The 24,835-nt window shown below is 69.1% G+C and carries 19 protein-coding genes; 10 read left to right on the top strand and 9 right to left on the bottom strand.

Annotation, left to right across the window (positions count from 1 at the left end):
* Positions 1-28 precede the first annotated feature (28 nt).
* Positions 29-1,330 (top strand): GAF domain-containing protein, encoded by a 1,302-nt coding sequence (locus tag ACIQRL_RS16705; protein WP_401331948.1) that lies wholly within the window; start codon positions 29-31, stop codon positions 1,328-1,330.
* Positions 1,331-1,467: 137 nt separating this feature from the next.
* Positions 1,468-2,991, top strand: a complete 1,524-nt coding sequence (locus ACIQRL_RS16700) for an aldehyde dehydrogenase family protein (protein ID WP_401331947.1) — start codon at positions 1,468-1,470, stop codon at positions 2,989-2,991.
* Positions 2,992-3,473: 482 nt separating this feature from the next.
* On the opposite strand, the gene ACIQRL_RS16695 is transcribed toward ACIQRL_RS16700, so the two are convergent.
* The 7 genes from ACIQRL_RS16695 to ACIQRL_RS16665 form a co-directional block, all read right to left on the bottom strand.
* On the bottom strand, positions 3,474-3,731 hold the full coding sequence (locus tag ACIQRL_RS16695; RefSeq protein ID WP_401332402.1) for a profilin family protein: 258 nt from the start codon (positions 3,729-3,731) through the stop codon (positions 3,474-3,476).
* Positions 3,732-4,133: 402 nt separating this feature from the next.
* Complete coding sequence (locus ACIQRL_RS16690; protein ID WP_401331946.1) at positions 4,134-4,361, bottom strand: nitroreductase/quinone reductase family protein; 228 nt, start codon at positions 4,359-4,361, stop codon at positions 4,134-4,136.
* A gap of 360 nt (positions 4,362-4,721) precedes the next feature.
* Positions 4,722-6,068, bottom strand: coding sequence for an LLM class flavin-dependent oxidoreductase (locus ACIQRL_RS16685; RefSeq protein WP_401331945.1), 1,347 nt, complete (start codon positions 6,066-6,068; stop codon positions 4,722-4,724).
* Positions 6,069-6,101: 33 nt separating this feature from the next.
* A complete protein-coding gene (locus tag ACIQRL_RS16680; RefSeq protein WP_401331944.1) occupies positions 6,102-7,154 on the bottom strand; it encodes an aliphatic sulfonate ABC transporter substrate-binding protein in 1,053 nt (350 codons plus the stop codon).
* Between the two features lie 144 nt (positions 7,155-7,298).
* Positions 7,299-8,039 (bottom strand): ABC transporter ATP-binding protein, encoded by a 741-nt coding sequence (locus tag ACIQRL_RS16675; RefSeq protein WP_401331943.1) that lies wholly within the window; start codon positions 8,037-8,039, stop codon positions 7,299-7,301.
* Positions 8,036-8,926 carry an ABC transporter permease gene (locus tag ACIQRL_RS16670; RefSeq protein ID WP_401331942.1) on the bottom strand — a complete coding sequence of 297 codons (891 nt, stop codon included), beginning with the start codon at positions 8,924-8,926 and terminating at the stop codon, positions 8,036-8,038. Before ACIQRL_RS16670 ends, ACIQRL_RS16675 begins: the two co-directional genes overlap by 4 nt.
* A complete protein-coding gene (locus ACIQRL_RS16665) occupies positions 8,923-9,450 on the bottom strand; it encodes a TauD/TfdA dioxygenase family protein (protein ID WP_401331941.1) in 528 nt (175 codons plus the stop codon). The genes ACIQRL_RS16670 and ACIQRL_RS16665 overlap by 4 nt, the downstream gene beginning before the upstream one ends.
* Positions 9,451-10,527: 1,077 nt before the next feature.
* On the opposite strand from ACIQRL_RS16665, the gene ACIQRL_RS16660 reads away from it, so the two are divergent.
* The 4 genes from ACIQRL_RS16660 to ACIQRL_RS16645 all read left to right on the top strand — a co-directional run bounded on the left by ACIQRL_RS16660 (position 10,528) and on the right by ACIQRL_RS16645 (position 14,516).
* A complete protein-coding gene (locus tag ACIQRL_RS16660; protein WP_401331940.1) occupies positions 10,528-11,076 on the top strand; it encodes an ATP-binding protein in 549 nt (182 codons plus the stop codon).
* The gene (locus tag ACIQRL_RS16655) at positions 10,995-11,855 is read left to right on the top strand and encodes a hypothetical protein (protein ID WP_401331939.1); all 861 of its coding nucleotides are present in this window, start codon (positions 10,995-10,997) and stop codon (positions 11,853-11,855) included. The genes ACIQRL_RS16660 and ACIQRL_RS16655 overlap by 82 nt, the downstream gene beginning before the upstream one ends.
* Positions 11,856-12,162: 307 nt before the next feature.
* The gene (locus tag ACIQRL_RS16650) at positions 12,163-12,366 is read left to right on the top strand and encodes a hypothetical protein (RefSeq protein WP_401331938.1); all 204 of its coding nucleotides are present in this window, start codon (positions 12,163-12,165) and stop codon (positions 12,364-12,366) included.
* 344 nt (positions 12,367-12,710) lie between these two features.
* On the top strand, positions 12,711-14,516 hold the full coding sequence (locus tag ACIQRL_RS16645) for a B12-binding domain-containing radical SAM protein (protein ID WP_401331937.1): 1,806 nt from the start codon (positions 12,711-12,713) through the stop codon (positions 14,514-14,516).
* A 41-nt stretch (positions 14,517-14,557) separates the two neighbouring features.
* Here the strand turns inward: ACIQRL_RS16645 and ACIQRL_RS16640 are convergent, their stop codons facing one another.
* On the bottom strand, positions 14,558-15,508 hold the full coding sequence (locus ACIQRL_RS16640; protein ID WP_401331936.1) for a DMT family transporter: 951 nt from the start codon (positions 15,506-15,508) through the stop codon (positions 14,558-14,560).
* Positions 15,509-16,143: 635 nt separating this feature from the next.
* Between ACIQRL_RS16640 and ACIQRL_RS16635 the strand changes: the two genes are divergently transcribed.
* Complete coding sequence (locus tag ACIQRL_RS16635; RefSeq protein ID WP_401331935.1) at positions 16,144-16,593, top strand: hypothetical protein; 450 nt, start codon at positions 16,144-16,146, stop codon at positions 16,591-16,593.
* Between the two features lie 43 nt (positions 16,594-16,636).
* Here ACIQRL_RS16635 and ACIQRL_RS16630 read toward each other — a convergent pair whose 3' ends face one another.
* Entirely contained in the window at positions 16,637-17,710 is a 1,074-nt protein-coding gene (locus ACIQRL_RS16630) for a toll/interleukin-1 receptor domain-containing protein (RefSeq protein WP_401331934.1), read from the bottom strand.
* Positions 17,711-18,019: 309 nt separating this feature from the next.
* Between ACIQRL_RS16630 and ACIQRL_RS16625 the strand changes: the two genes are divergently transcribed.
* The 3 genes from ACIQRL_RS16625 (at position 18,020) to fxsT (ending at position 24,757) form a co-directional block, all read left to right on the top strand.
* Positions 18,020-19,171 (top strand): FxsB family cyclophane-forming radical SAM/SPASM peptide maturase, encoded by a 1,152-nt coding sequence (locus ACIQRL_RS16625; protein WP_401332400.1) that lies wholly within the window; start codon positions 18,020-18,022, stop codon positions 19,169-19,171.
* Positions 19,172-19,422: 251 nt separating this feature from the next.
* Positions 19,423-20,733: an FxsC protein gene (gene fsxC, locus ACIQRL_RS16620; RefSeq protein WP_401331933.1), complete on the top strand. Its 1,311-nt coding sequence runs from the start codon at positions 19,423-19,425 to the stop codon at positions 20,731-20,733.
* Positions 20,734-20,749: 16 nt separating this feature from the next.
* Positions 20,750-24,757, top strand: a complete 4,008-nt coding sequence (gene fxsT / locus ACIQRL_RS16615; RefSeq protein ID WP_401331932.1) for an FxSxx-COOH system tetratricopeptide repeat protein — start codon at positions 20,750-20,752, stop codon at positions 24,755-24,757.
* The last annotated feature ends 78 nt before the right edge of the window (positions 24,758-24,835 follow it).

Here is a 24,835-nt window from a genome sequence, read left to right as displayed (position 1 = left end):
CATTCGCATCGCCTTCCGGGAGGCCGAGTTGACCGATCCTTGGGTAGCCCTGGAACCGGGGACCGACCCCGCCGAGCGGGTTCGGCTGCTGCGCCGCGCGTACGAGTCGTTCACCGAGGCCGGGACGGTGCCGCGGCCGGTGCGAGCCGTGGTGGCGGAGTCGTGGCGGCGTTCGGCGCGGGCGGGCGTCGTGCCGGAGGGCACCGCGAGGGTGGAACTCATGGACGGGGAACTCGGTTCCTACCGGGCGGAGCATCCGCTCGCGCGGGTGATGCCGCTGTTCCGGGAACTGATGGGAACGTTCGCGGCGGACGGGGAGCACCTTCTGGCGGTGTGCGACGCGCAGGGCAGGCTCCTGTGGGTCGAGGGCCATCCGGGGACGCGGCGGCAGGCCGGACGGATGAACTTCGTGCCGGGCGCACGGTGGTCGGAGACGGCGGTCGGTACGAACGCGCCGGGAACGGCGGTCGCCGTCGACCGTCCGGTGCAGGTGTTCGCGGCGGAGCACTTCATCCGGCGGGTGCAGCCCTGGACCTGTGCGGCGGCACCGGTGCACGATCCGCGCACCGGGCGGGTGCTCGGCGCGGTCGACATCACCGGCGGGGACGGGCTGGCGCATCCTCATAGTCTGGGCTTCGTACAGGCGGTGGCGCGGGCCGCCGAGGCCCATCTCGCGCTGCTCGCACCGCCGAGGGCCATGGCGGGCGCCCTCGAGCTGACGGCGCTGGGGCGCGACGAGGCTCAACTCGTGGCGGACGGAAGGAAGATCAGGCTCAGCCCGAGGCACAGCGAGATCCTGGTGCTGCTGGCGCGGCATCCGGAAGGCCTGACGGGCGACGAGTTGCAGTGCGCGTTGTACGAGGACGAGTCGGTGACACCGGTGACCCTGCGGGCCGAGTTGGCGCGGCTGCGCAGAATCCTCGGGCCGGGCCTGCTGGGTTCGCGTCCCTACCGGCTCACCCGGCCGGTCGAGTCCGATGTGGCCGTGGTGGAACGGCGGCTCGGTACCGGCGCGGTGACGGCTGCCGCGGCGGTGTACGCCGGTCCGCTGCTGCCGGGTTCGACGGCGCCGGCGGTGGTCCGGCTGCGGCGGAGGCTCGCCGACGGGCTGCGCACGGCGATCATCGCCCGGCGGGACCCCGATCTGCTGGCCGACTGGGCTCGTGCGCCCTGGGGCGAGGACGATCTCGACGTCTGGCGGGCGCTGTCCGCGCTGCGCCCGGCCGCGGCCGTCCACGCGCGCCTGGCCGAGCTGGAGTCCGAGCAGGCCGCACCGGCCGGATGGGCGCACTCCGCGCGCAACGTCCGTATGCGACCGCAGGCGCGCTGACGGAGCGGGGACGGCCCCCGCCTGCGGGGCGGGACGGCGGTTCCGTGACCGCGCAACGTCGTTGCAACGTCCGGGTTCCTAGCCTCGCGGCGAGAGCTGCCCAACGGCGGGCAGCGCTTCTCCGGGAGGCAACCAGCATGACCCGTTACGCGGCGCCCGGCAGTGAAGGCGCGATCGTCTCCTACCAGGCGCGTTACGACCACTTCATCGGCGGGGAGTACGTCGCGCCGGCTCGCGGACAGTACTTCGAGAACCCGAGCCCGTTGAACGGGCAGCCGTTCACTGAGGTCGCGCGAGGCACCGCCGAGGACGTGGAACGCGCACTGGACGCGGCACACGCGGCGGCACCCGCCTGGGGACGCACCTCCGTGACCGCGCGCGCCGACATCCTGCTCAAGATCGCCGACCGGATGGAGGCGAACCTGGAGAAGCTGGCGGTCGCCGAGAGCTGGGAGAACGGCAAGCCGGTACGCGAGACGCTGGCCGCCGACATCCCGCTCGCGATCGACCACTTCCGCTACTTCGCGGGGGCGATCCGCGCCCAGGAGGGTTCGCTCGGCGAGGTCGACGACGACACCGTCGCGTACCACTTCCACGAGCCGCTCGGTGTGGTCGCGCAGATCATTCCCTGGAACTTCCCCATTCTCATGGCGGTGTGGAAGCTCGCTCCGGCGCTGGCGGCGGGCAACGCGGTCGTCATCAAGCCGGCCGAGCAGACACCGGCGTCCATCCACTACTGGATGAGCCTGATCTCGGATCTGATCCCGCCGGGTGTGGTGAACATCGTCAACGGTTTCGGCGTGGAGGCGGGCAAGCCCCTGGCGTCCAGCCCGCGGGTGGCGAAGGTCGCGTTCACGGGTGAGACCACCACGGGGCGGCTGATCATGCAGTACGCCTCGGAGAACATCAAGCCCGTCACGCTGGAGCTCGGCGGCAAGTCCCCGAACATCTTCTTCGACGACGTCTGGGCGCAGAACGACGACTTCCGCGACAAGGCGCTCGAAGGCTTCACGATGTTCGCGCTCAACCAGGGCGAGGTGTGCACCTGCCCCTCGCGCGCCCTCGTCCAGCGCGGCCACTACCGCGAGTTCATGGAGGCGGCGGTCGCCCGCACCGAGCTCATCAAGCCCGGCAACCCGCTCGACACCGACACCATGATCGGCGCGCAGGCGTCCAACGACCAGCTGGAGAAAATTCTCTCCTATCTCGACATCGGCCGGCAGGAGGGCGCCAAGGTGCTCACCGGCGGCGAACGCATCGAACACGACGGGGAGTTGAAGGGCGGCTACTACGTCCAGCCGACGATCTTCGAGGGCGACAACCGGATGCGGATCTTCCAGGAGGAGATCTTCGGGCCGGTCGTCTCGGTGACGTCGTTCGACGACTTCGACGACGCCATCAAGATCGCGAACGACACGCTGTACGGGCTCGGCGCCGGCGTGTGGACGCGGGACATCAACACCGCCTACCGGGCGGGCCGCGCCATCCAGGCCGGCCGGGTCTGGACGAACTGCTACCACGCCTATCCGGCACACGCGGCATTCGGCGGATACAAGCAGTCCGGCATCGGCCGCGAGAACCACAAGATGATGCTTGAGCACTACCAGCAGACGAAGAATCTTCTGGTGTCGTACTCGGCGAAGAAGTTGGGCTTCTTCTAGGCCGAGAAAGAAGGGCGCCTGACCAGGGCGGATGCCCGACAGGCGCCCTTCTTGGCCCACATCTGGGCCGCGGAGCGAGATATAGGGTTCCTCCCGATATCTCCCACTCCGGTCCCACCCCTGACCAGCTGTTCCGGGGCATTTCCGGGCCGGGGCGCGGCTCACATGTCCTGCTTTGGGGCATCGGGCCCATCCCACCGCCTCATCGAGTCCTCTATCAAGGTGCCTGCGTGGCGCAGGTCGTAGGGGCGTCTCCAACTCAAGGGCGTGCTCGTCGAGAGTGAGCGCGGCCTCACGCGCCCGTCCCCAGGTGATGCCGTACGCGGAAGGATCGATGCGGTTTCCCGCAGCATTGCGGAACAGGCGTCCGTCATGTGCGACACCGAAACTCTCTACGCGGGGTAGGCGCGGGGCATGTCCGGCAGCCTTTCGTGAAGGCCGTCAGTTAGCCGGCAGAACTGGAACCTGAGAGGTGGGGCAGGTCAACCTGTCACCCAACCCTGCAGCAGACCCGTTCGCGAAGGCGACCTCCGGTTCCGTGAACGCCGTGCACAGAGCTTTGAACTCATCGCCTTCAGGGCGAAGTCGGGACTCGCCCCGGCCAAGGTGCCCTGGTCATCGTAGATCGCGGCCCTCTCCACCACTCCCGTGCTCATAAGAGAGTCTGCGTAAGCCTGCCAGGACGACGTGGGAAGTCCTCGATGCAGACGGGGCACACCAATGGCAGCCTCGTAACGCATCGTCAAGAGACACTCACGGGAAGCTTGCCGATCACATCCCGGACCGGCAGCGGCGGTTCCGCCGTCGGGGTCGCTGAGGGCGAGAAGACCGGTGGGTTCGGCGATCCCAGGCAGAGTGCTGCCACCGCGCCGCCCGGCGGAAGGCGGAGTACTTGGCCCCTGCCGTCCGGAGAGTTGTGTTCCGTCAGTTGATCGGGGGACGCGGTGCCGACCTGTCGGTCATCCGGGTGGCGATCGGAGAGCGCTGCGTCGGAGACCCGTGGCGGATCGATTCGCCGGGGCGCGGCACGGTCAGCAGGCGAGCGACCGGCTCCACGTCCGCCCGGTTCGCTGCGACGAGCCCGTCTAGGACCCGCTCGCGGCCGACCGGCCATCGATGAATACCAACGGGATATCCCGCGGTCACGCGGGCTGGCAGTCGTCGAAGAGCGGCAACAGCGCCGGCATCGCCTCTCGTTGCGCCTCCCGCCCGCCGGACGCCTGCCCGAAAACGTCGGCGCCCACCTGGAGGCGGACCTCCGGGTGGGCGGTGAGGTCGCTGCACCAGGTGGGGTGGCGAGGCCACCCCCGGAGGACAGCGAGGACGGCCGTCGAGGGGACGGGCCGTGACCTCTCTGGAACCGGGCTCAAGCCCTCGACTGTCGGCAGGACTCGGGCTGGCCGCAGCGGCGTCGCGAGTGACCGCCGAGCTCCGCGAGAAGAAGCGTCGGGTCAACGAAGTCGAGTACCTGAAGCCGACGTCGCGCCTCAGGCACCCGGCTGCCATGGACCGGATTCGATCTCGCGATCACCCGAGATCGACGCAGGGTCGAGACCATGAAGGCCGACGGCGCGTACGTCCCGCCGGCTCGACACCGACGTGGAGAGCGTGCGCCACCCCGAACCCGCGGCACCAGAGCCTCGCCTGGCCCATGGTCAACCAACGCGAGGGGGTACCGAGACCTCGGACGCCTGGGCGAACCCCCTGACACTGGGTGCCCACAGCCGCCCTCACAGAGCGGGCTCTTCCGCGTGGTAGCGGTTGGCCGGCACCGCCAGCCCGTAGTGCTCGCGAAGGGTGGTGCCTTCATACTCCTCACGGAACAGGCCCTTGTCGCGAAGGATCGGCAGGACGTGCTCGATGAAGGTTTCCAGGCCGGACGGCAGGGCCGGCGCCATGATGTTGAACCCGTCCGCGGCACCGCCCTCGAACCAGGTGACGATCGTGTCCGCCACCTGTTCCGGCGTGCCGATGTACTCGAAGTGACCGCGGCCGCCGCCGAGCCGCGAGATGATCTGGCGAACCGTCAGCTTCTCGCGTACGGCGAGCTCGATGATGAGGTCGGATCGGCTCTGCGAGCCCTCCAGCTTCGGTCTCGCGAGGATGAAGTCCGGCAGTGACTCGTCGAGTTCGAACACCGACGGCTCGGTCTCGAAGACCGCGGCCAGTTGACGCAGCCCGTACTCCGCAAGGCGCAGATCGTCGAACTGCTTCGCCAGCGCGCGGGCCTCCGCCTCGGTCGACCCGATGTAGGGGACGATGCCCGGGAGCACGATCACACCGTCCGGGTCACGCCCTGCGGCCCTGGTCCTGGCCTTGATGTCGGCGTAGAAGCCGGCCGCGCGCTCGTACGTCTGGTGGGCGGTGAAGATCGCCTCGGCGTGGTGTGCCGCGAAGTCCTTGCCGTCCTCGGAGGAGCCGGCCTGCACGAGCAGGGGGTGACCCTGCGGCGGACGCTCGACGTTGAGCGGGCCGGCCACCGAGAAGTGCTTGCCCCGGTGGCCGAGCCTGTGGAGCCGGGCGGGGTCGGCGTAGCGCCCCGTGGTCTTGTCGGCGACGACGGCCTCGGACTCCCAGCTGTCCCACAGCGCCTTGGCGATGTGCAGGAACTCATCGGCCCGGGCGTACCGTTCGGCGTGGTCGGGACGGTCGACGAGGCCGAAGTTGGCCGCCTCGTCGGCGCCCGCCGAGGTGACGATGTTCCAGCCGGCCCGGCCGCCGCTGACGTGGTCGACCGACGCGAGGCGACGGGCAAGGTTGTAGGGCTCGTTGTAGGTCGACGAGACGGTCGCGATGAGTCCGATCCTGCTGGTCGCCTGCGACAGCGCGGTCAGGAGGGTGAGCGGCTCGAGCTGGCCCGGCGGCCGGAACTCGCCCGTGCCGGTGATCGCCGGGCCGTCCGCGAGGAACAGTGAGTCGAACTTGGCGTTCTCCGCCAGTTGAGCCAGTTCGATCCAGTGCCGCAGGTCGAAGTCCGCCCTCGGGTTGCTCTGCGGGAGCCGCCACGCCGCCTCGTGGTGGCCCGCCTCCATGAGGAAGGCGTTGAGGTGGAGTCGGCGTCTTCTCTGATCGCTCACGAGTGTTCTCCAGTCCGTTCGTGGTGTGGTGAATCAGCCGACCGACAGCTTCGAGCTGTCGTATCCGGCCGGGAGGAGGTTGTCGGTGATCGACGCGACGTCGACCTTCCTGGTGATCTGGCCCGCTTCCAGAAAGGCGTCGGCGAGCTTCTGCTCCGCCGCTATGTCCGGCTTCACCACCGGGGTCACCCGGGTCTCGAAGGCCTTCAGGGACGCCTTGGCGTCGTCCAGGGGGATGCCCTCCTCCTTGGAGATCGCCTCCGCGTACTTGCCCTCGTGCTTGATCGCCCACGCGAACTCGTGGGCGAGCCGCTGCAGGACGTCGGTGAGAGCCGCCCGCTTGGTCTTGTCGTTCAGGGAACTCTCGCTCGCAACGTAATAGCTGCTCGTCTGGTCGATCGGCGGGAGCCCCTTCGCCAGGATCCGCGCGCCGTTCTTGACCGCGATCGCCGACTGCGGGTTCCAGATGGACCAGGCGTCCACCTTGCCGGTGTTGAACGCCGTGGCGCCGGCCGCCGGGTCGAGGAAGGCCAGCTTCACGTCCTTGGGGGTGAGGCCCACGCTCTTGAGCGCGTTCAGCGCCAGCCCGTGAGCCGAACTGCCCTGCGGCACAGCGATCTTCTTACCCTTGAGGTCCGCGAGCGTCTTCAGCGTCGAGCCCTTCGGCACGATGATGTTCTCGTTCGCCTGGGTGGGCCTGAGGGAACGGTTGACGGCGACGACCTTGAAGCCGTACTCCTTCGCGGCGCCGGTGATCGGCGGCACGTCACCGACGCTGCCCAGGTCGATGTCACCCGACGCGGCCGCCTGCACGAGCGGCGGGCCGTAGGTGAAGCGGGCGAACTTCACCTTGTAGGGCGCGTTGTCGAACACGCCGGTGATCTTCGCCAGCTCCTGGCTGCCGTCACCGCCGTTGTCGCCGATAGTGAAGGTGTACTTCTTCCACTCGGGGTGGCTTCCGGCGCCCGATCCGCTGGAACTGCTCAGGGGCGCGGCGGCCTCCGACGTCGATGCGCAGGCGACGAGGGAACTTCCCAGGGCGAACAGGCCGACGGCTGCGACGATGCGGGAGGTGCTTCTGGACATGGGATTCTCACGTGCTTTCTGTGCTGGGGCGGGAGAAGTCGGCGGGTGTGCTGGGAGAAGTCGGGGGCGTGAAGAGGGAAGTCAGTGGTGCGTCGGGCGAAATCAGTGGTGCGGCGCGGCAAATCAGTGGTGTGGCGGGAGAGTTCAGCGCTGGTTGGCCAGGCCGAGGTCGTCCAGGAGCGCGGAGCGCAGTTCCTCTCGCGCGATGCTCGCCTCGCGGTCCGCGGCCGACAGCTCGACACGGTGCGAGGTGCCGATGCGTCCGTCACTCATGACGACGACACGGTCGGCCAGCGCGATCGCCTCGTCGACGTCGTGGGTCACGAGCAGCATCGCCGCATGGTGTCTGCTCCGCAGCGCCCGCACGAGGTCGTGCATACGCAGCCGCGTGATCGCGTCGAGCGCCGCGAACGGTTCGTCGAGCAGAACGAGTTCGGGCTCCGAGACCAGCGCCCGCGCCAGTGACACCCGCTGGGCCTCGCCACCGGAGAGCTCCTTGGGCCAGGCCTTCTCACGGCCCGAGAGCCCGACCTCGGCGAGCACGTCGAGGGCCCGCCGGTCGGCGTCCGGTCCGTGCAGGCCGAGGGTGACGTTGCGCAGCACCCGCTGCCACGGCAGCAGACGGTCGGCCTGGAACACGATCGCCCGCTTCGCCGGGACCTCCACCCGCCCGCCGTCCGGCCGGTCCAGTCCGGCCAGCAGCCTGAGGAGGGTGCTCTTGCCGCAGCCGGAAGGGCCCAGCAGGACCACGAGCTCCTCGTCGGCGATGGTGAGGTCCAGTCGGTCGAGGACGACCCGGTCCCCGAACCGGCGGACGACGTTCTCGACGACGGCGCCCGCCTGCCGCCGGGGCTGTGTGCCGCGCGGAGAGACCGTGGTGCTCATGCTGCCTCATAACTGGGACGCCACCGCAGCAGCACCCGCTCGAGAGCCCGGACGAACTGGTCGGCGAGCAGACCGAGGAGCGAGTAGATGACCAGCCCGACGAAGACCTGGTTGGTCTGGAGGTAGGTCTGCCCTTGCGTTATGAGGAAGCCGAGACCCTTGTCGGCGTTGACCGTCTCGGCGGCGACGAGGCCCAGAACGCTGTACGCGAGAGAGAACCGGAGGCCGACCAGGAACCCCGGCAGGGCTCCGGGCACCAGCACACGGGTCACCAGGCGCCAGGTGCCGGCACCCGTCGTCCGCGCCATCTCGATCAGCCGCTGGTCGACACCCCGGATCGCGGCGAACAGGTTGAGATACATGGGGACGCCCGCACCGAACGAGATCAGCAGTACCTTCGTGAGCTCGTCGATCCCGAACCACACGATCATCAGCGGCAGCACCGCCAGCAGCGGGATGGTGTTCAGCACCTGCACGAGGCCGTTGAACAGATACTCGCCGCTGCGCAGCAGCCCACCGAGCACGCCGGTGACGACGCCCACGGTCAGACCGATCACGAGACCGATGCCGGCCCGTTGCAGCGAGATGGCCAAGTCCGGCCCGAGGACGCCCTGTTGCCACAGGTCGACAGCGGACCTGACGATGGACGTCGGTGCCGGGGCGTAGGCCTTCTTCAGTACTCCCGCCCTGGCGAGGATCTCCCAGGCGATGAGGATCACGACCGGAGTGGTGTAGATCCCCAACGGCCAGCGCAGCCGCTCGCGCAGTGCGCGGAGCGAGGTCTGCCGACGGGCGTCGCGCGGCAGGAAGACCTCGCGTCGCGGGGCACTCGCCGTCTCGGCCGCCGACAGGACGACGGCCGGCCTGTCGAGGCTGACCTCGGTCATCGGGCAGCCACCTCCAGCACCTTGCCGTAGTGCGAGGCGTCACCGACGAGTTGCTCGCTGCGCCGGCCTTCGACACCGACCGGCACGTCTCCCGCGACCGTCACCCGGTTGAGGCGGCGCGGGTGGTCGCCGTAGTTGTCCACCCCGTTCGCGATGGGCGTCCGGCCGCCGTACGGCGTGGTCACGCTGGACCGGAGCGTGGTGAGCTGCGGCGGGTTGACCACGAAGGTGACGTCCGTGTGCCACTCGTTGGCCTTGGACGTCTCGCTGTCGACTGCGAGCAGGTTCGTGGTGCCCTCGGCGGCCGGGACGTTCGGGTGCGCGGTGGTGAGTTCGCCGAACCACCCGGCGATGCGCTCCTGGCCGGCGTCGTCAAGGTGCACCTGGTCGAACACGATGGCCTTGTGCTCGTCGAGGGCCTGTCGGAGTGTCGTGATCGACGAGCGATCGGGGGGCGCCGTGAGGTCGACGCCCTCTACGACCGCGCCGATGCGGCCCCTGAGTTTGTGGATGGAAACAGGCATGAGGGTGTCCCTCTCGAGGAGTCAGCGGACGGCCGGATGCTGAGAGTCGGAGTGGGTGATGGCGGCGATGAACGGCTACGAAGCCCGTACTCGGTCCGCTCGCGATACGAGGGCCTCGCCGACTACGCAGGAGGTACCGGACGAAGGTCGGACTGTGTGGTGAAGGTCGTGCCACCACACCGGTTGGCGCTCACTGCCCGGGCTGTCCTGCGGAAATCCCGCTGGGGTTACGCCACTTGCACGACGCGCCCTCGGCCCGTAGCCGAGGGCACATCCCCTCGCCGGCCTCGCGTCGTGCCGCACCTGCTTCTCCCAGGGAGAGAACAGGAGCGCGGAGAGGGCGGAGAGAGGAAGGCAGTCATGCGGTGGGTACCGCGGTCCCGCGGGAGAAACCGCCGAGGCGGCCGCGCCCAGCACCTGCCGGAGTTACGCCGTCGGGCGCACACCGGCCGCTGCCGTGGACCGCTTCGTGGATCAGCGACACGCCTTGGGGATCAACGACAACAGAACGCGCTGGAGACGTGCGCCAGGTCGATGTGGCGCCTCCGGGTCAAATCCACGCGCGGGGTCATGGAACGTGAGTTGAGCAGACGAGCATGCCGTCGGTCAATGAGTTTCGGACAGGTCTCACATGGCGGAAGCCTGGACCTTCTCCGCCCTGGAGGATTCCACCACCTGACCCGGCTTCCCGCGGACCTGCCGGTCCCCGAGGACGACGGAGCGGCCGCTCACCTACCGGGCCACCACCGACGGCCCCGCGTCCCATCACCGACAGCCGCGCGTCGCCTCACCCACGGACTGAGCGGCGACCGGCCCGATCCAGTTGGCGGGCGGGGGTACAACCGCCATGGTGAAGGCCGTCGTCGTCCTTCACCATGTCTCGACCCGAGTCGGAAAAGGCTCGGTCCGGAGTCTCTGTCGAACCCGGAACGGTTCACTCCGCAGCGATCGTCTTTTTGCGCCACGCCTGTGAACGTGGTCTACCCCTCCGCCACACCGCCTTGTGATCTCTGATCATATTGTTCGCGGAGGACGGCGGTTCGGGCACGCCATCGTCTGTCTCCCACGGTGGGGCGAATGTCTGCCAGCGACTCCGACACACGCGGCCTGCCTGCGATCGCAGCACCCGGCCTGGTCGGACGCGAGCGTGAACTCGCCGCCTTGCGAGCGGCGTTGTCCGACCCGCCGGTGGTCGTGCTGATCGAGGGCGAGGCCGGGATCGGTAAGAGCCGACTCGTCCAGGAGTTACTCGCGGGGCACGCCCCGGCCCCGCAGCGGGTGCTGCTGGCGGCATGTCCGGCTGTTCGACAGTCCTTCACGCTCGGGCAGGTGGTGGACGCGATCCGACCGGCGACCGAGGACATCGCCGGGCTCGGCCTGAACGGGCTGGCGGGGGCGCTCCGGCCGCTGTTCCCCGAGTGGGCATCGGCGTTGCCGCCCGCACTCGACCCGGCCGAAGACGCAGCTGCGGCACGACACCGACTGTTCCGGGCATCGAGGAGGTCCTCGAGCGGCTCGAGATCGGGCTGCTCGCGGTTGAGGAGGTGCACTGGGCGGATGAGGCCACCCTGGAGTTTCTGCTGTTCCTGGCATCACGTCAGCGCCAGCACGTCAGTCTGCTGGTGAGCTACCGCCCGGAGGAGGTCGCGCCGGAATCCCTGTTGTTACGGTTGTCGTCGCGGCAACCGGCGGGTGCGGCGCGACTGCGGCTGTCGCTGGAGCCGTTGGATGTCCCCGGTACTGCCGCGATGATGACCTCGATGCTGGACGGGGAACGGGTTTCCGACGAGTGCGCGACCATCCTGCACGACCGGACCGGCGGTCTTCCGCTCGCGGTCGAGGAGTCCGTCCGGCTGATGTGGAACGGCGCCGGCCCGACCCGGCGGGGTGGCTCCTGGGTGCGGCAGCGGCTGAGTGAGATCGACGTACCGCCGACGGTGCGGGACGTCGTACTGGAACGCAACGCACGGCTCGGCCCGGCGGCGCAAGCGGCGTTGCGCGCGGCCGCCGTACTCACCGACCCTGCCCCCGAGGGCGCCGTCGTCGAAGTCATGGCTCCGGAGGGCGATCCGGCCAGCAGGCTCGCAGGCCTGGCCGAGGCGGTGGGTTCGGGGCTGCTGAGAGAAGACCCGCGCGGGCTGGTCTCGTTCCGGCACATGCTGGCGTGCCGCGCGGTGTACGAGGCGATTCCCGGGCCGCAGCGGCGGGCGATGCACCTGTGTGCTGCGCACGTCCTCGAAAGCGCCACCCCGTGCCCGGTCGCCCAACTCGCGCGCCATTTCCGGGAGGCCGGCGACACGACGGCATGGTGCCGGTACGCGGAACGGTCCGCCGACCTTGCCCTCGCCTCGGGTGACGACGCGACGGCGGTCGTCCTGGTGCACGATCTGCTCACCAACGCGTGAACACCTCCGCGGCGGACACCACGCTGTCGCTCCGCCTGTTCACCGTCGGAGAGAACGCGCCCCCAGTGGACGGCACGTTCACGCTCAGCGCCACCGGCGTGACGGTCCCGGCGAACTCCACCGCCGACGTGCCGGTGGCCTACCACCCCGAACTCGGCGCCATGGGCGACTACACCGGCGTCATCACCGCCACCGCGACCGACGGCACCACTGTCCACACCACCCTCGGCGCGACGAAGGACGTACCCACCGTCGACACGATCGACCGGCACGGTGAGCCGGCGAGCCGGCGAGCGGCGAACTCTCGGTGTTCAACCTGGACACGGGTGTTCTCAGCACGGCCTACCCCGACAACGGGACCACGACCGTCACGGTGCCGCAGGGCCGCTACTCCGTCATGGGCCTCGTACACAGCCCGGAATCGGGCTACGTATCGCTGCGCGTCAAGGCGTGGGACGCCGGCGGCAGCCGGATCGAACAGACCCTGATCAGGGCCTACGCCGTACGCTGACCCTCACGGCAGACCCTGACTTGTCCGACCGCGCCCCTGGCACGAGGCTCGTCCTTGTGCCAGGGGCGCCCCCGCTCCGGTCGAACCGAGCACGTCGGCACGAATCCGAGCCCATGGTGCGCAGTGACTCCGCACCGTGATTGCCGGAGTCGCTCTCCTGCGATCTTTCGGGACGACGCACAGGTTTACGACGCCACCAGCACGGCCGTCACACCAGTTCTGTCACCCAAGGCGAATCACATGTACCGATTCACGCCATTTTCCCATGAAGCGCTTCGCTGACAGCGTGAAGAGGTGACGATTTGAATGAATTCTCCGTTCGAATCGGACAGATGGAGCGCCTCGTGACGCGAACCGGTTCCCGTTCACCCGTGCTCATAGAAAACCCCTCCGCGAAGTTCTCCAGTGCTCCACAGCGCCCACCGCTGCGGCACCTGGGCAGGCCCTCCCTGCGGACGTCGCAGTCCGGCACCCGGCGGCGGGCCCTCGGGGAGGCGCCCCGTGTACTGCTCCTCGTGCCCTCGTACACCCGGGTCGTGGAGCCGTCCCCGCAGAGGAGCAGCTTCCGGGCGCTCGGCCTGGACACTTTCGAGGTCATGAAGCGGGCGGGCACCCCGATCGGCCTGTTGCGCATCGCGGCGAACGCCCGCCTCTCCGGCTTCGACGTCCGCATCGTCGACTCGCCCTTCGCCGGCTGGGAGCAGGAACGCCGGCTCATCGACCTCGGGAGCGGCAGCACCCTGGTCCGCTACGGCCTCGACGACTCACAACTGCGCGCCGTCATCGAGGAGTTCGATCCGGATGTCGTCGGCGTCCAGTGCATCTACACCGTCCAGTGGGGCAATGCGCGCGCCCTCGCCGACCTGGTCAAGGACATCGACCCGGCGATCGTGACCATCACCGGCGGCGCCCACCCCAGCGGTGACTGGCAGTACGCCGTGCCGGACTCTCCCTTCGATCACGTGGTCATCAACGAGGCGGACCAGACCTTCACCGCTCTCCTGCAGGCGCTGACCGAGGAGGACGGTGACATCGACGCCGTACCCGGCATCGCCTACCGGCGCGCCGACGGGGCCCTGGTCCGGACGACCGCCATGTCGCCGTACATGCGGATCCTGCCCAAACGGCAGGGGCTGGACCAGCGGCTCGGCATGATGCCGCTGCCCGACTTCGGGATGCTGGACATGCGCCAGTACGAGCAGAGCTACCACTCCTCGGGCAAGCGGGTGCGCGACCACGGCTCCTGGGCACAGATCTTCTCGACCATCGGCTGCAACGTCGGCTGCGACTTCTGCTACATCCCGATGGTGAACGGCCCGTGGCGGGCACTCGGGACCGACTGGTTCGATCTGCACCTCGCCGAGATACGCAAGCAGGGCGTGACCGAGGTCCTCATCGAGGACGACCACCTGCTGCACGACCCGCTGTACGCGATGCGGATCTTCAAACTCTTACGCAAGCACGACCTGCCGTGGGTCGAGGAAGGCGGTCTGAGCCTGTTCAACCTCGTCCTGCTGCACCTGGGCACCGAGTTCGCAGACGGCATGGACGAAACCGATCGGCGCAACCCCAACTTCCGCAACGTCCTCGCGGCGATGCGGTCCGGGCTCACCTGCCGAGACCTGATCAAGGCCATGGCCGACGGTGGCTGCTACAGCGTCTACCTCGCGGTGGAGAGCGCCAACGAGGACAGTCTGGTCGAGTCGGGCAAACCCCGGCTCAACGCCTTCCAGAAGGCAACCGGTGAGATCGTGGAGATGTTCACCGAGTACGGCATCCAGGTCACCGGCGGTTTCATGCTCGGCTTCGTCAACCCGCCCGAGCGGTCCGGGGACGAGCCGTACATCGAGTCGCTGGAACAGATCGAGAAGACCATCGACTACGCGGTCGCACTCATGGGCCACGGCATGGCGTACGCCAACCCCTTCATCGTCACCCCCCTGCCGGGTACGAAGATGTGGGACTTCCAGAAGGACTACGTCGTACGCCACTACGACAACGGCTGGTCGCACGAGAAGGCGACCATGGCCACCGGCAAGTGGAGCGCCGAGGACATCGAGTGCATGCGACTGGAGCTGCTGGTGCGCGCCAACGGCGCTGAGAAGGTGATCGAAATGGTCCGCCGGGGGACCTGGCCGGTGGATGCCTGATCCGGCCGGGCTCAGCCCCTTCGTCGGGGCCTGAACCCGGCTCAGCCCGGACGGCGCGCTGAGCGCAGGGCGTCCGCCGAGGCCAGCATGGCGCCGCCGGCGATCAGCGCGCCCGCGGCGGCGACGGGCCAGCTCGCGTCAGCCCGCCCGGTCGCGACCAGCAGCGCGGTGGACAGGAGCGGAGCGAAGTACGAGAAGGTGCCCAGGAGCCGGAGGTCGCCGTGCTTGGTGCCGTGGTCCCAGACGTAGAAGGCGCCGCCGACCGGGCCGAGCCCCAGGGCGAGCACGGCGAGCCACTGCCGGCCGTCGGGTCGGACCGTGGTTTCGAACAGCAGGTGACAGGCGGCCGCGAGCGCCGCGGTGGCCAGGCAGAAGAAGGCGACCATGTCCGTGGAGACGTGCGGATACCGGCGGTTGGCGACCGAGTACGCCGACCACACCAGCGCGCAGACGGCGGCTGCCGCGTACCCGAGCAGGTACTCACTGCGCAGATGCACACCCTGACCGCCGGTGACCAGCAGGAAGGTACCGCCGAGCCCGAGCACCGCACCCGCCGTGTGCCACCAGCGCAGCCGCTCGCCGGGCAGAAGCGCGGAGCACACGACGATCAGCAGCGGCCACAGGTAGGCGATGAGGCCGGCGTCGACCGCGGGGGCGTTGCGCAGGGCCAGGAAGTAGAAGAAGTGGTAGCCGAACAGACCGCCGATGCCGAGCGCCCAGGCGCCGCCGGGCAGCCCGCGGGCGAGCCCCCCGCCGCGGACGGCCCGGGGCAGCCCGACGATCCCGCCGACCGTGAACGCCATCGCGGTGAGCTGGAAGGGCGGTATCCGCCCGGTCAGCGTGGTGAACAACGCCAGCGACGCCCACAGCAGTACGGCCACCGCACCGATCCCGGTGGCCCTCAGCTGTCGCGCCGGGTGCACCGCTTCGCCATGCTCGTTCCCCGACGCGATGGCGTCGGCTCGAGCGTCCCGTGCGTCCCGTGCGTCCATCCGTCCTCCAGTCCGCGGCGTCCGGTAACGGCGCGTGAGCCCATGACTACCGGGGCATCGTAATGACGTACGCCGAAGGCACCCGTGCTTTCCGGACAGCCGCTGGGACGCGGAGGCAGGCGGCTTCCGTGTCGCCGGCATCCCGTTCGCCCGGCCTCGGTCACCGCGTCGGACCGGCCAAGTGCCGCGAGGCTGCTGGCTACTCGCCGAAGAAGCTGGGCTTCTTCTAGAACCTCAAGTCGGTTGCCTGGAGGCTTGTTCGGGCTCCAGGCAACCGGCAAAGCACCCGCGCTCCGCAATCGAAGCAACGCCATGTGCCACTGCGCAGGCTCCAAGTGCACCCGCCTCGGGGCACCCTCGGGCCAAGCAGCGACGGCCGCGGCGGCCTTGGCGTTCTTGTCGACGGGGTGCTTGGCCGTCGGCTTCGTCACGCCGGACCGTCGAGGCGTTCGCCACGGCGGGGCCGCCACCGACGAGGACCACACCGGCGGCCACGCCCGCGACGCCTCGCCACACCCGGCGGCGATGCCGGCCGTACCGGAGTCGCGAGGACACCGCCACCTCGTGCGGCGGCACTGGTGATCCCTGCGTCGCGCTCCCTAAGATGAGGGCCACCACATCACCGGGGGGGGCTGATGACCACGCTGGGCGAAGCGAGTTCGGGCACCGCGCACGGTCCGGAATCCCTGGGCGGCGACCGGCTCAAGCATCTGGAGTTCCTCCAGGCCGTCATCACCCGGCTGTCGAACCAGTCGTTTCTCGTCAAGGGGTGGGCGCTGACCCTGGCGGCCGGGGTCTTCGCCGTCGCCTCCAGCCAGCAGAGCTGGCAGGTGGCCGTGAGTGGGCTGGTGCCGCTGGCGTGCTTCTGGTCCCTGGACGGAATGTTCCTGCGCCAGGAGCGTCTCTTCCGGTATCTGTACGACGACGTGCGGCGCCCCGAGAGCCAGGTGGAGGCGCTCTCGATGGATGTGGGGCCCTACCTGGGGCGAATCAGCTGGTCGGGCGCGACGTTCTCCACGACACTTCAGCTTTTCTACGGCGCCCTTCTGGTCGCCGACGCCGCGCTGGCCGCCGTCAGCCTGTGACCTCGTTCGCGGGGAGTTTGCGTCGGCCGGGAGTCGGCCGCCCTCAGGAGACCTCGTTCTTGATGTAGCGGACCAGTTGCCCCAGGTCTCCCTCACCGGTCTCGGGATCCAGGGTGTAGAGCGTCACACCGGTCAGGAAGTCGGGCACGCACTCCCTTCCGTGCTCGGGGAAGGACACCAGCAGGATGCGCCGGTACCAGCGGCGGTCCCTCGTTCGCTCCTCAAGGATGTAGTCCGCCTCGAATCCCACCCCGTCCCCCTCGCCGCGGACCTCCTCATGCTCCGCACGGCGCTTGTAGCCCGGTGAGGCGACAACGACGACGAAGTCCGCCTCGGTGTAGTGCTTGCGCATCCATCTCGCCCAGTGCTGGGGCGCTCTTTCGTGCGCTGCCGTGTCCATGTCCGCGTCGATCTCCTCGGCGTGCAGCCGCTGGTACAAGGAGTTGACCCTCTTCTGATGGACGCCGCCGTCTTCCTCATGGGCGTACGAGAGGAACACGCGCGGTCTGTGCGGAACCTCCTGCTGCGCCCGCGGGGCCGGCACCTTGGCCCGCGGGCCGTGGCCGCCGCGCGGGAACGGGAGCACCAGACGCGGCAGTTCGCCGACCGCCAGGACGGGCGGGCTGCCGGCCTGTCCGGCGCAGACAGTGCCGGCGATCTCCCCGAGGGCGTCGCGATAGGCCGCGGAGCTGAAGCCCTCCTCCCGGAGAATGCCGTAGACGCCCTTGCAGGCGTAGCTGTCGGTGACCTCGCCGCTCATGATCGGGGCGAGCGGGATTCCCCTGGGCGGGGTGACCGGCTGCCAGCGCACCAGGACGCGGGCCGGCGGGACAGCCGGGCGGAACTGGACCGGCACCAGGCTCAGCCGGTGGTCGAAGACCGCCCAGTCGCCGCCGCAGCCGGGGTCGGCGTAGTAGGCCGTCGAGCACAGGGCGACAAGGACCTGAGCCTGGGCGATCAGCGGGTGGTTGGCGACACCCTGCCCGCCGCAGCACATGGCCGCCTCGATCGCGCGTCCCTTTTGCCGCGCCACGGCGGCTACGAGGTCTTGATGGAATCGTGCCGCATAGGTCGGGTTCTCTTCGGCTGCGTAACTCGTGACGAAGTCGTCGGCCATGCGTAACTCCTCTGTACCCCGCGCCCCGCAGCGGTCGGAGTCACGCCAACGAAGTCCTGACGTTGGCCAGTTGACCGCTCATGGAACACCGGCTGCTCCTCGTAAGCTGCACGGGGGACATTCGCATCGCCACGCCGTCCGTGCCTTCGGCGTGGTGCCGAGCCGACCCCCTGGGCGACGAACGGGGGTCGGATGCAGGCAGCCTCACCGAGATTTGACAGTACGTCATCGAGGGCCGCCCGGAACAGGCGTCAGGGGCCCACTTGGGACGATTCCACACCACCCCCCAATCATTGGCCGGAGCCCCATATCTCGGTCAGCGAGGACGGCAGGGCGACGCTGCGGGCGTTCGACCAGTTCATCGTCAAGCTGAGCAGCCGGTGCAACCTCTCCTGCGACTATTGCTACGTATACGAGTTGCGCGACTCGGGATGGCGGACCCGCCCCCGGATCATGCCCGCCCGGGTCCGGGAGCGCCTCGTGTCACGCATCGCGGAACATGTATGGGGCCACCGTCCGGAGCGAGTCCGCGTCCTTCTGCACGGCGGGGAACCGCTACTCGCCGGCGCCCGTGTGATCACCGAGTTCACCACGGCCGTCCGCCGGGCCGTGCGCGAGGCGGGAGCCGAGGCGGACTTCGCCGTCCAGACCAACGGGGTGCTGCTCACCGAGGAACTCCTGGACCTGCTCCTGGGACTGGACGTGCGGGTGGGAGTGAGTCTGGACGGCTACGCCGAGGCGCACGACCGGCACCGGCACGGGCCGGGCACCCGTTCGGACCGGGGCAGCCACGCGAGGGTGAGCGCCGCGCTCGGCCTGCTCGGGGGCGCGCGCTACCGGCCGCTGTTCGGTGGCCTGTTGTGCACCATCGACCCGGCGAACGATCCGGTGCGCACCTTCGACGCCCTTGCCGCGCATCGGCCACCCGCCGCCGACTTCCTTCTTCCACACGGGACTTGGGACCACCCCCCGCCCGGAACGGGCGACGGTGCGACGCAGTACGGAAGCTGGCTGCGCGCCGTCCACGACCGGTGGCGGGAGACCGGACGGCCGATGCGCATCCGGCTCTTCGAGTCGGTCGATTCCCTGTGCCGCTACGACGACGGAAGCAGCAGCGAGGTGCTGGGCACCCTGCCGGCGGCGGCCGTGGCGATCGAGACGGACGGAACGCTCACCTGGACGGAGTCGCTCAACGCGGTCGCGGAGGGGGCGGGCGCCACAGGCGGCACGATATTCAGCCACACCTTCGACGGCGTGCTGGGACTCGGCTGTGCGCCGGAGTACGGCGTGGGGTCACTGTGCCGCGAGTGCCAGGAGTGCCCTCTGGTGCATGTCTGCGGCGGTGGACTGCGCGCTCACCGCTTCGGGCGCGGGCGGGGCTTCGACAACCCCTCCGTCTATTGCGGGGACATCTCGTCCCTCATCCGGCACGTCGAGGTTTGGACGGATCACCGACCGTGATTTACCGGAGAGGACGACCGGAAAGCGGCGGCTACCAGCGCACATGTCGTGCAGCGCGCACTCTTTCAGGTGAGAGAACGGCCAATGTCGGGTTTTCGGGGGCGCCGGAAGGGCAAAGCCTCCTAGCATAGGGGTAATTGGCGTGGGGGAACGCACAACGGAATCCTGCCTGTGCACTTCACGTCGAAGTGGGTCTATGGGCGGAGTTCAAGCCGTGGTTGCAGCAGGAGGCAGGCCCTTGGGGGGATGCGATGGGGCCGTTGTTCTTCATCAGCTACGCAAGTTCGACCGGTGACAGAGGACCGGTCCAGCGGTTCCACATCGACGTCCAGAACGAGATCTACAGTGTGCTGGGCCGCACGGCTTCCGCCGAGGGCCGCCTGAAGCATCCCGAGCCTGCCGCGGGGCCTGACCCCGCGGTTCTGGACTGCCGAGCCCTCCTGGTCCTCTACTCCGCGCAGTACGTGGACGATTCGCAGTGCGCCACCGAGTGGTCCGTCTTCGCCGAACGCGTGGAGCGCCGTATGCGGCGTACCGGCGAGCGCCCCGACTCGCTGGTCGGCGTCGTGTGGCGTCCGGACGGACTGGTACTGCCCCGTCCCGTCAGCGCTGTACGACATATCGTCGACGAGGAGTACCAAGGACCCGGCGTGCTGGGCCTCCAGCAGGACCCGGACGGACGGGACCGCTACCAAGGGATCGTCCGTCGTGTCGCCGCGCGTCTGATGCGGGCCGCCGCATCGCCGCCACCGGTCATGTCGGAGGCGGAAGGACACGACGTGGTCGCGCGCTTCGGCCCGGACCACGCGGCGGTTCGCACGCGGCCGCCTGCCCCGAAACCACCGCGGTCAGCGGGACAGGTGCCGGCTTCCGACCGTGCCGACCGGAACGTCACGCTCTTACTGATGACCGGCACGGCGGACCGGATGCGGAATCTTCGCGAGCGGGTCGACGGCTACGGACAGTCCGCCGAGGAGTGGCGTCCCTTTCGCCCGCACAGCGAGGAGACCGTGGCATCCACCGTCGGGTGGGCGCTGCGGGCCTGCGGGGGCGGAAGGTTGGCGGTGACGGCGCCCCGGCCGGGGGACCCGCTTCCCCACGGGATCGACGCATCCACGACGGTCCTTCTCGTGGTCGACCCCTGGCTGACAGGCGATCCGGCGTTCCGCGCGCTGTGGGAGCGGATCGCGCGCTCTCGGGCCCGGGTGGCCGCCGTCGTCGTCGTGCTCGCCCGATGCGACGAGGAGAGCATGGTCCACGCCGGGCGGTTACGGGAGGCCGTGTCCCGGACACCGGCACGGATGCTCGGCGCGGCCCATCACGAGGCAGGCAGCCGGGACGCGCTCGCGCACATCGTGGTGGCCGTCATGGCCGATTCCCGCACGCGCACCCAGGACGACACCGGAGGAACCTGGGCCAGAACAGGTGAGCTGACGATCGAGAGCCCGGACGACCGGCGCAGCCGCAGACAGCGGGAGCGGGTCGGCTGGCTCAGACGCGCAGCGAACTCCTGGCCCCCAATACTGAGCACAACGCCCGGCGAGTCGCTGGGCCCGAGCTGAGGGCACGAGGCGGGGGATGAGTACCACAGGTTCTACAGGGAAACCGGGTTCGTCCGACCCGAGAGGATCGGAGGATGCCCCGGGCTCGTCGCGTCCCGCGAAGATCGTCACCTTCTACTCGTTCAAGGGTGGGGCCGGCCGCACCATGGCCCTGGCGAACGCCGCCTGGATCATCGCCAGCAAGGGCAAGTCGGTGTTGGTCATCGACTGGGACCTGGAGGCGCCTGACCTGCATCTCTATTACGGCGCGTTCCTCCCGTTCTCCGACCTCGGCCAGTCCAACGGCGTACTGGAGATGTTCTCCGCCTTCGCCGGCGCGGCCACCGCCGCCACACCGGACGAGATCCAGGACGATCTGAGATCACTGCACCCGCAGCACACCGACTTCGAGCGCTATCAGGTCGATCTGGACCATCGGTTCCCCAACGGCGGCCGGCTCCACTACATGGGTCCGGGGCGGATGGACGAGGGCTACGCCGACCGGCTGGCCGCCTTCAACTGGAGCGCGTTCCACACCAGCGACGACGGCAAGGACTTCCTGGAGGCGCTCCGCACGCGTCTGCGGGACAGCGACTACGACTACATCCTGATCGACAGCCGCACCGGCTTCTCCGACGGCGCCAGGATCTGCACGCTCGCTCTGCCCGATGAGGTCGTCATCGCCCTCACCATGAACCCCCAGGCCATCCAAGGTGCGCGCAGGATCGCCGAGCTGATCCGCCGTCAGGGCCGGGACACCAAGCTGCACTTCGTCCAGATGCGGGTCGACCAGAACGAACGGGACAGACTGGACCAGCGCTTCCGCGAAGCGCGACAGACCCTCGACACGTATGTCGGCATCGGGAACGAGGACGAGCTCGCCGCCTACTGGGGTCAGATGAGAGTGCCGTACGTGCCGTACTACACGTACGGCGAGGAGCTCGCGGTGATGCGCGAGGACCCGCGGGTCAGCGGCAGCATCGTCGAGGCGTACGTGCGTCTCGTCGACCGCATCACCGACGGTGAGATAGGCGACCTCCAGCCGCCGTCGCGCACCGAGTCCCGCTCCTACCGCCGACTCCTGGAACAACACGAGCGTTCCCAGGCCGAGTTGGACGCTGAGCCCGGCACGGTCACCCTGCTGCACGCACCCAACGACCAGCTGTGGGCCGACTGGATCGGCGAGTTGCTGCGGCCGACCCGGATGCAGATCGTCCCGCCCGCGGAGCGGCCCGACGACACACTGCCCGACACCACCTACGTCCTCGGCCTGCTCTCCCCGCACCTGGCGGGGACGCAGGTCGGCGATACCGTGGCGCGCCTGGCCACCGGCGCACACGTGGGCCGGGGGCCCGGGGACCAGCGGGTCATCGGCGTCCGGGTCAGCCCGGCGCGGCTCGCGCCGCACTTCGAGTTCGCCCCCCAGGACACCGTCACGCTGGACGGCCAGAACGAGGATGCGGCCCGCCAGGAACTGCTCGGCCACTTCGGGCTGCTCGCCGGCACCGAACCGGAATCCTCCTGGTCCGGGCCGCGCTTCCCCGGCCTCCAGCCCGCGGTCTGGAACATGCCCAGGAGCAACGCCGGGTTCGTCGGGCGGACCGAGCACCTCGACGCGCTGCGCCAAGGCTTCGACTGCTCCGGCGCGAGCTACTCCTCGCCCCAGGTGCTCTGCGGGCTGATCGGCACCGGCAAGCGGCAGATCGCCCTGGAGTACGCCCACCAGTTCGCCTCACAGTACGACCTCGTGTGGCGGGTACCGGCCACGTCCGCGGCGAGCATCCAGGACTCCCTCGCCGAGCTGGCTCAGGCTCTCGACGTGAGCGGCGACGGCTCACCCACGGGTGGGGACTGGCGCGCGCTGCTCGAGGATCTGCGGGTGGGCCGGCATCCCCGATTGCGCCGGTGGCTGCTCGTCTTCGAAGGCGCAGCGAACCAGCAGGCAGTCGAGGAGTACATCCCGACCGGCGGCACGGGCCATGTCCTGATCACCTCGAACACCATGGACTGGACCTCGGAGTACACGACGCACGACGTCATGGCCTTCACTCCCGAGGAGAGCTTGGCTCTGCTCGGCCAGCGGCTGCCCGGACTCGCCAACGGACAGCTGCAGCGGCTCGCCGAACGGCTGGGGCACCTGCCGATCGCGGAGCAAGCGGCCGCGGCGGCGCTGCGGACCTGCCCCGAGGACATCGACCTGTACATCGATGCGCTCGACAGTGTCCTGACCGCTCCCTCGAAGTCGCTACCACCCGACTATCAGGCTTTCATCCAGGTCTGCCGGATCGCCTACGACGACTTGCGGGACAGGTCCCCGGCCGCCGCCCGACTCCTGGAACTGTGCGCCTTCCTGTCACCGAACGGCGTGGGTATGGACGTCGTCCGGTCGAAGGACATGGTGGAACTGCTGAAGCCGCTCGACCCCGATCTCAGCGGCTCCGCCTTCACTCTGTTCCACCATCTCAACCTCCTCCGCGAAAAGGCGCTCGCGGTCCAGGACTTGTCCTCCCGGACACTGCGCATCCACCGAGTCGTCCAGGACCTGGTACGTGGCTGGATGCCGGAGGAGAAGCGGATCTCCACCCGCTCCGAAGCACAGCAGGTCCTCGCCTCGATGGTCCCCAGCGACCTGGAACGACACCTGCCGAAGCACCATGACACCTTCGCGGAGCTCGACCGGCATGTCATCGTCTCCGGTGCTGTGGACAGCACCGAGCCGAAGGTCCACGCCTGGCTGGTGAGCCAGGTGTACCACCGCTGGATGTCGAACGACCTGAGGGGCGCCCGCGAACTCGGCGAACACGTCCTGGAGCGCTGGCGGGAGACTCTGGGCCCCGAGCACCTCATGGTGCTGCGCATGGAGTCACAACTGGGCGCGGCCTGTCGGCTCCTCGGCGACCACCGTACGGCGCTCGCACTCACCCGTCACGCCGTCACCCATCTGGTCAGGGAGAACCACACCGCGGCTGACATCCTGCTGGCGCGCCGCGGTTACGCCGCGGACCTACGCGCCGCGGGCCAGTTCAAGGAGGCGTTCGAGGAGGACCAGAAGACCTTCTCGAGGTTGCGGGCAGCCATCGGTGAAGACGCCAACGGAACGCTGGCGGCCTCCCACAACCTCGCCCTGTCCAAGTTCTACGTCGAGTCGGTCCCGGCCGCCATCCGCCAGGAACGGGACGCCCACGAACGGCGTGAGGGCGCGCCCGACAGGGCCTCCGACCCCAAGCGGTGGGTGTCGTACGCCCACCTCGGCACCTACCACCGGGAGTTGGGTGAACTGGCCCAGTCCGAGCTGTATCTGACCAGGGCCCGCGATCAGCTGCACCGACTCCTGGACCCCGGCGCCCAGCACGTGTTGGGCGCGGTCGCCAGCCTGAGCATGACCATGGTGCGCCAAGGAGACGTGCAGCACGGTCTGCCGCTGCTCAAGGACGCGTACGTCGCCTACCGCGACCAGTGGGGGGAGAAACACCCCCGGACGATGGCCTGCAGGCTGTCGCTGGCCATCGGTCTGCACGCCCAGGACAGAACCGCCGACGCCATAGCGTACGCCCGGGACGTCCTGGGCCATTACGTCGACGTGTACGACGAGGACCACCCCTTCACCGCCATCTGCCGCAACAACCTCGCCCTTTACCTGCTCGTCGGCGGAGAACCGGACGAGGCCAAGGAACATGCGGTCAAGGCGGTCGTCCAGTTGAAGGCCGCGTTCCACCGCAAGCACCGGTACACCCTGGTCGCGCGGATGAACCAGAACAACTGCCTGGCGGCGCTCGGTGAGCTGCCCGACGCCGAGGTGACCGCCGAGGACCAGGACATCTACGACAGCTGCAAGGAGGAGTCCGCGTGGGGTCGGAACCACCCGGTCACGCTGACCGCCCTGGCGAACCTGTGCTCCTCCCCTCTGCCGGTCGACGGCGAACTGGCGCCGATCCTCAAGCGCAAGGTCGCCGAACACCTGCCGAGGGACCACGGGCTCGCCAGGGCTCTGCTGGCCGAGCCCTACCAGCGGGTCGGTGCCGATCTGGAGGTGCAGGGTGTCTGATCCTTCCACGGCATCGCAGCGCAATCCGGACGGGGGGCGGCAGAGGATGAGCGAATTCGACACGCAGCTCAGGCAGAT

It is taken from the genome of Streptomyces sp. NPDC091209 (genome assembly GCF_044757755.1).
GTDB lineage: Bacteria > Actinomycetota > Actinomycetes > Streptomycetales > Streptomycetaceae > Streptomyces.
This window is presented reverse-complemented; position numbering and strand designations above follow the sequence as displayed.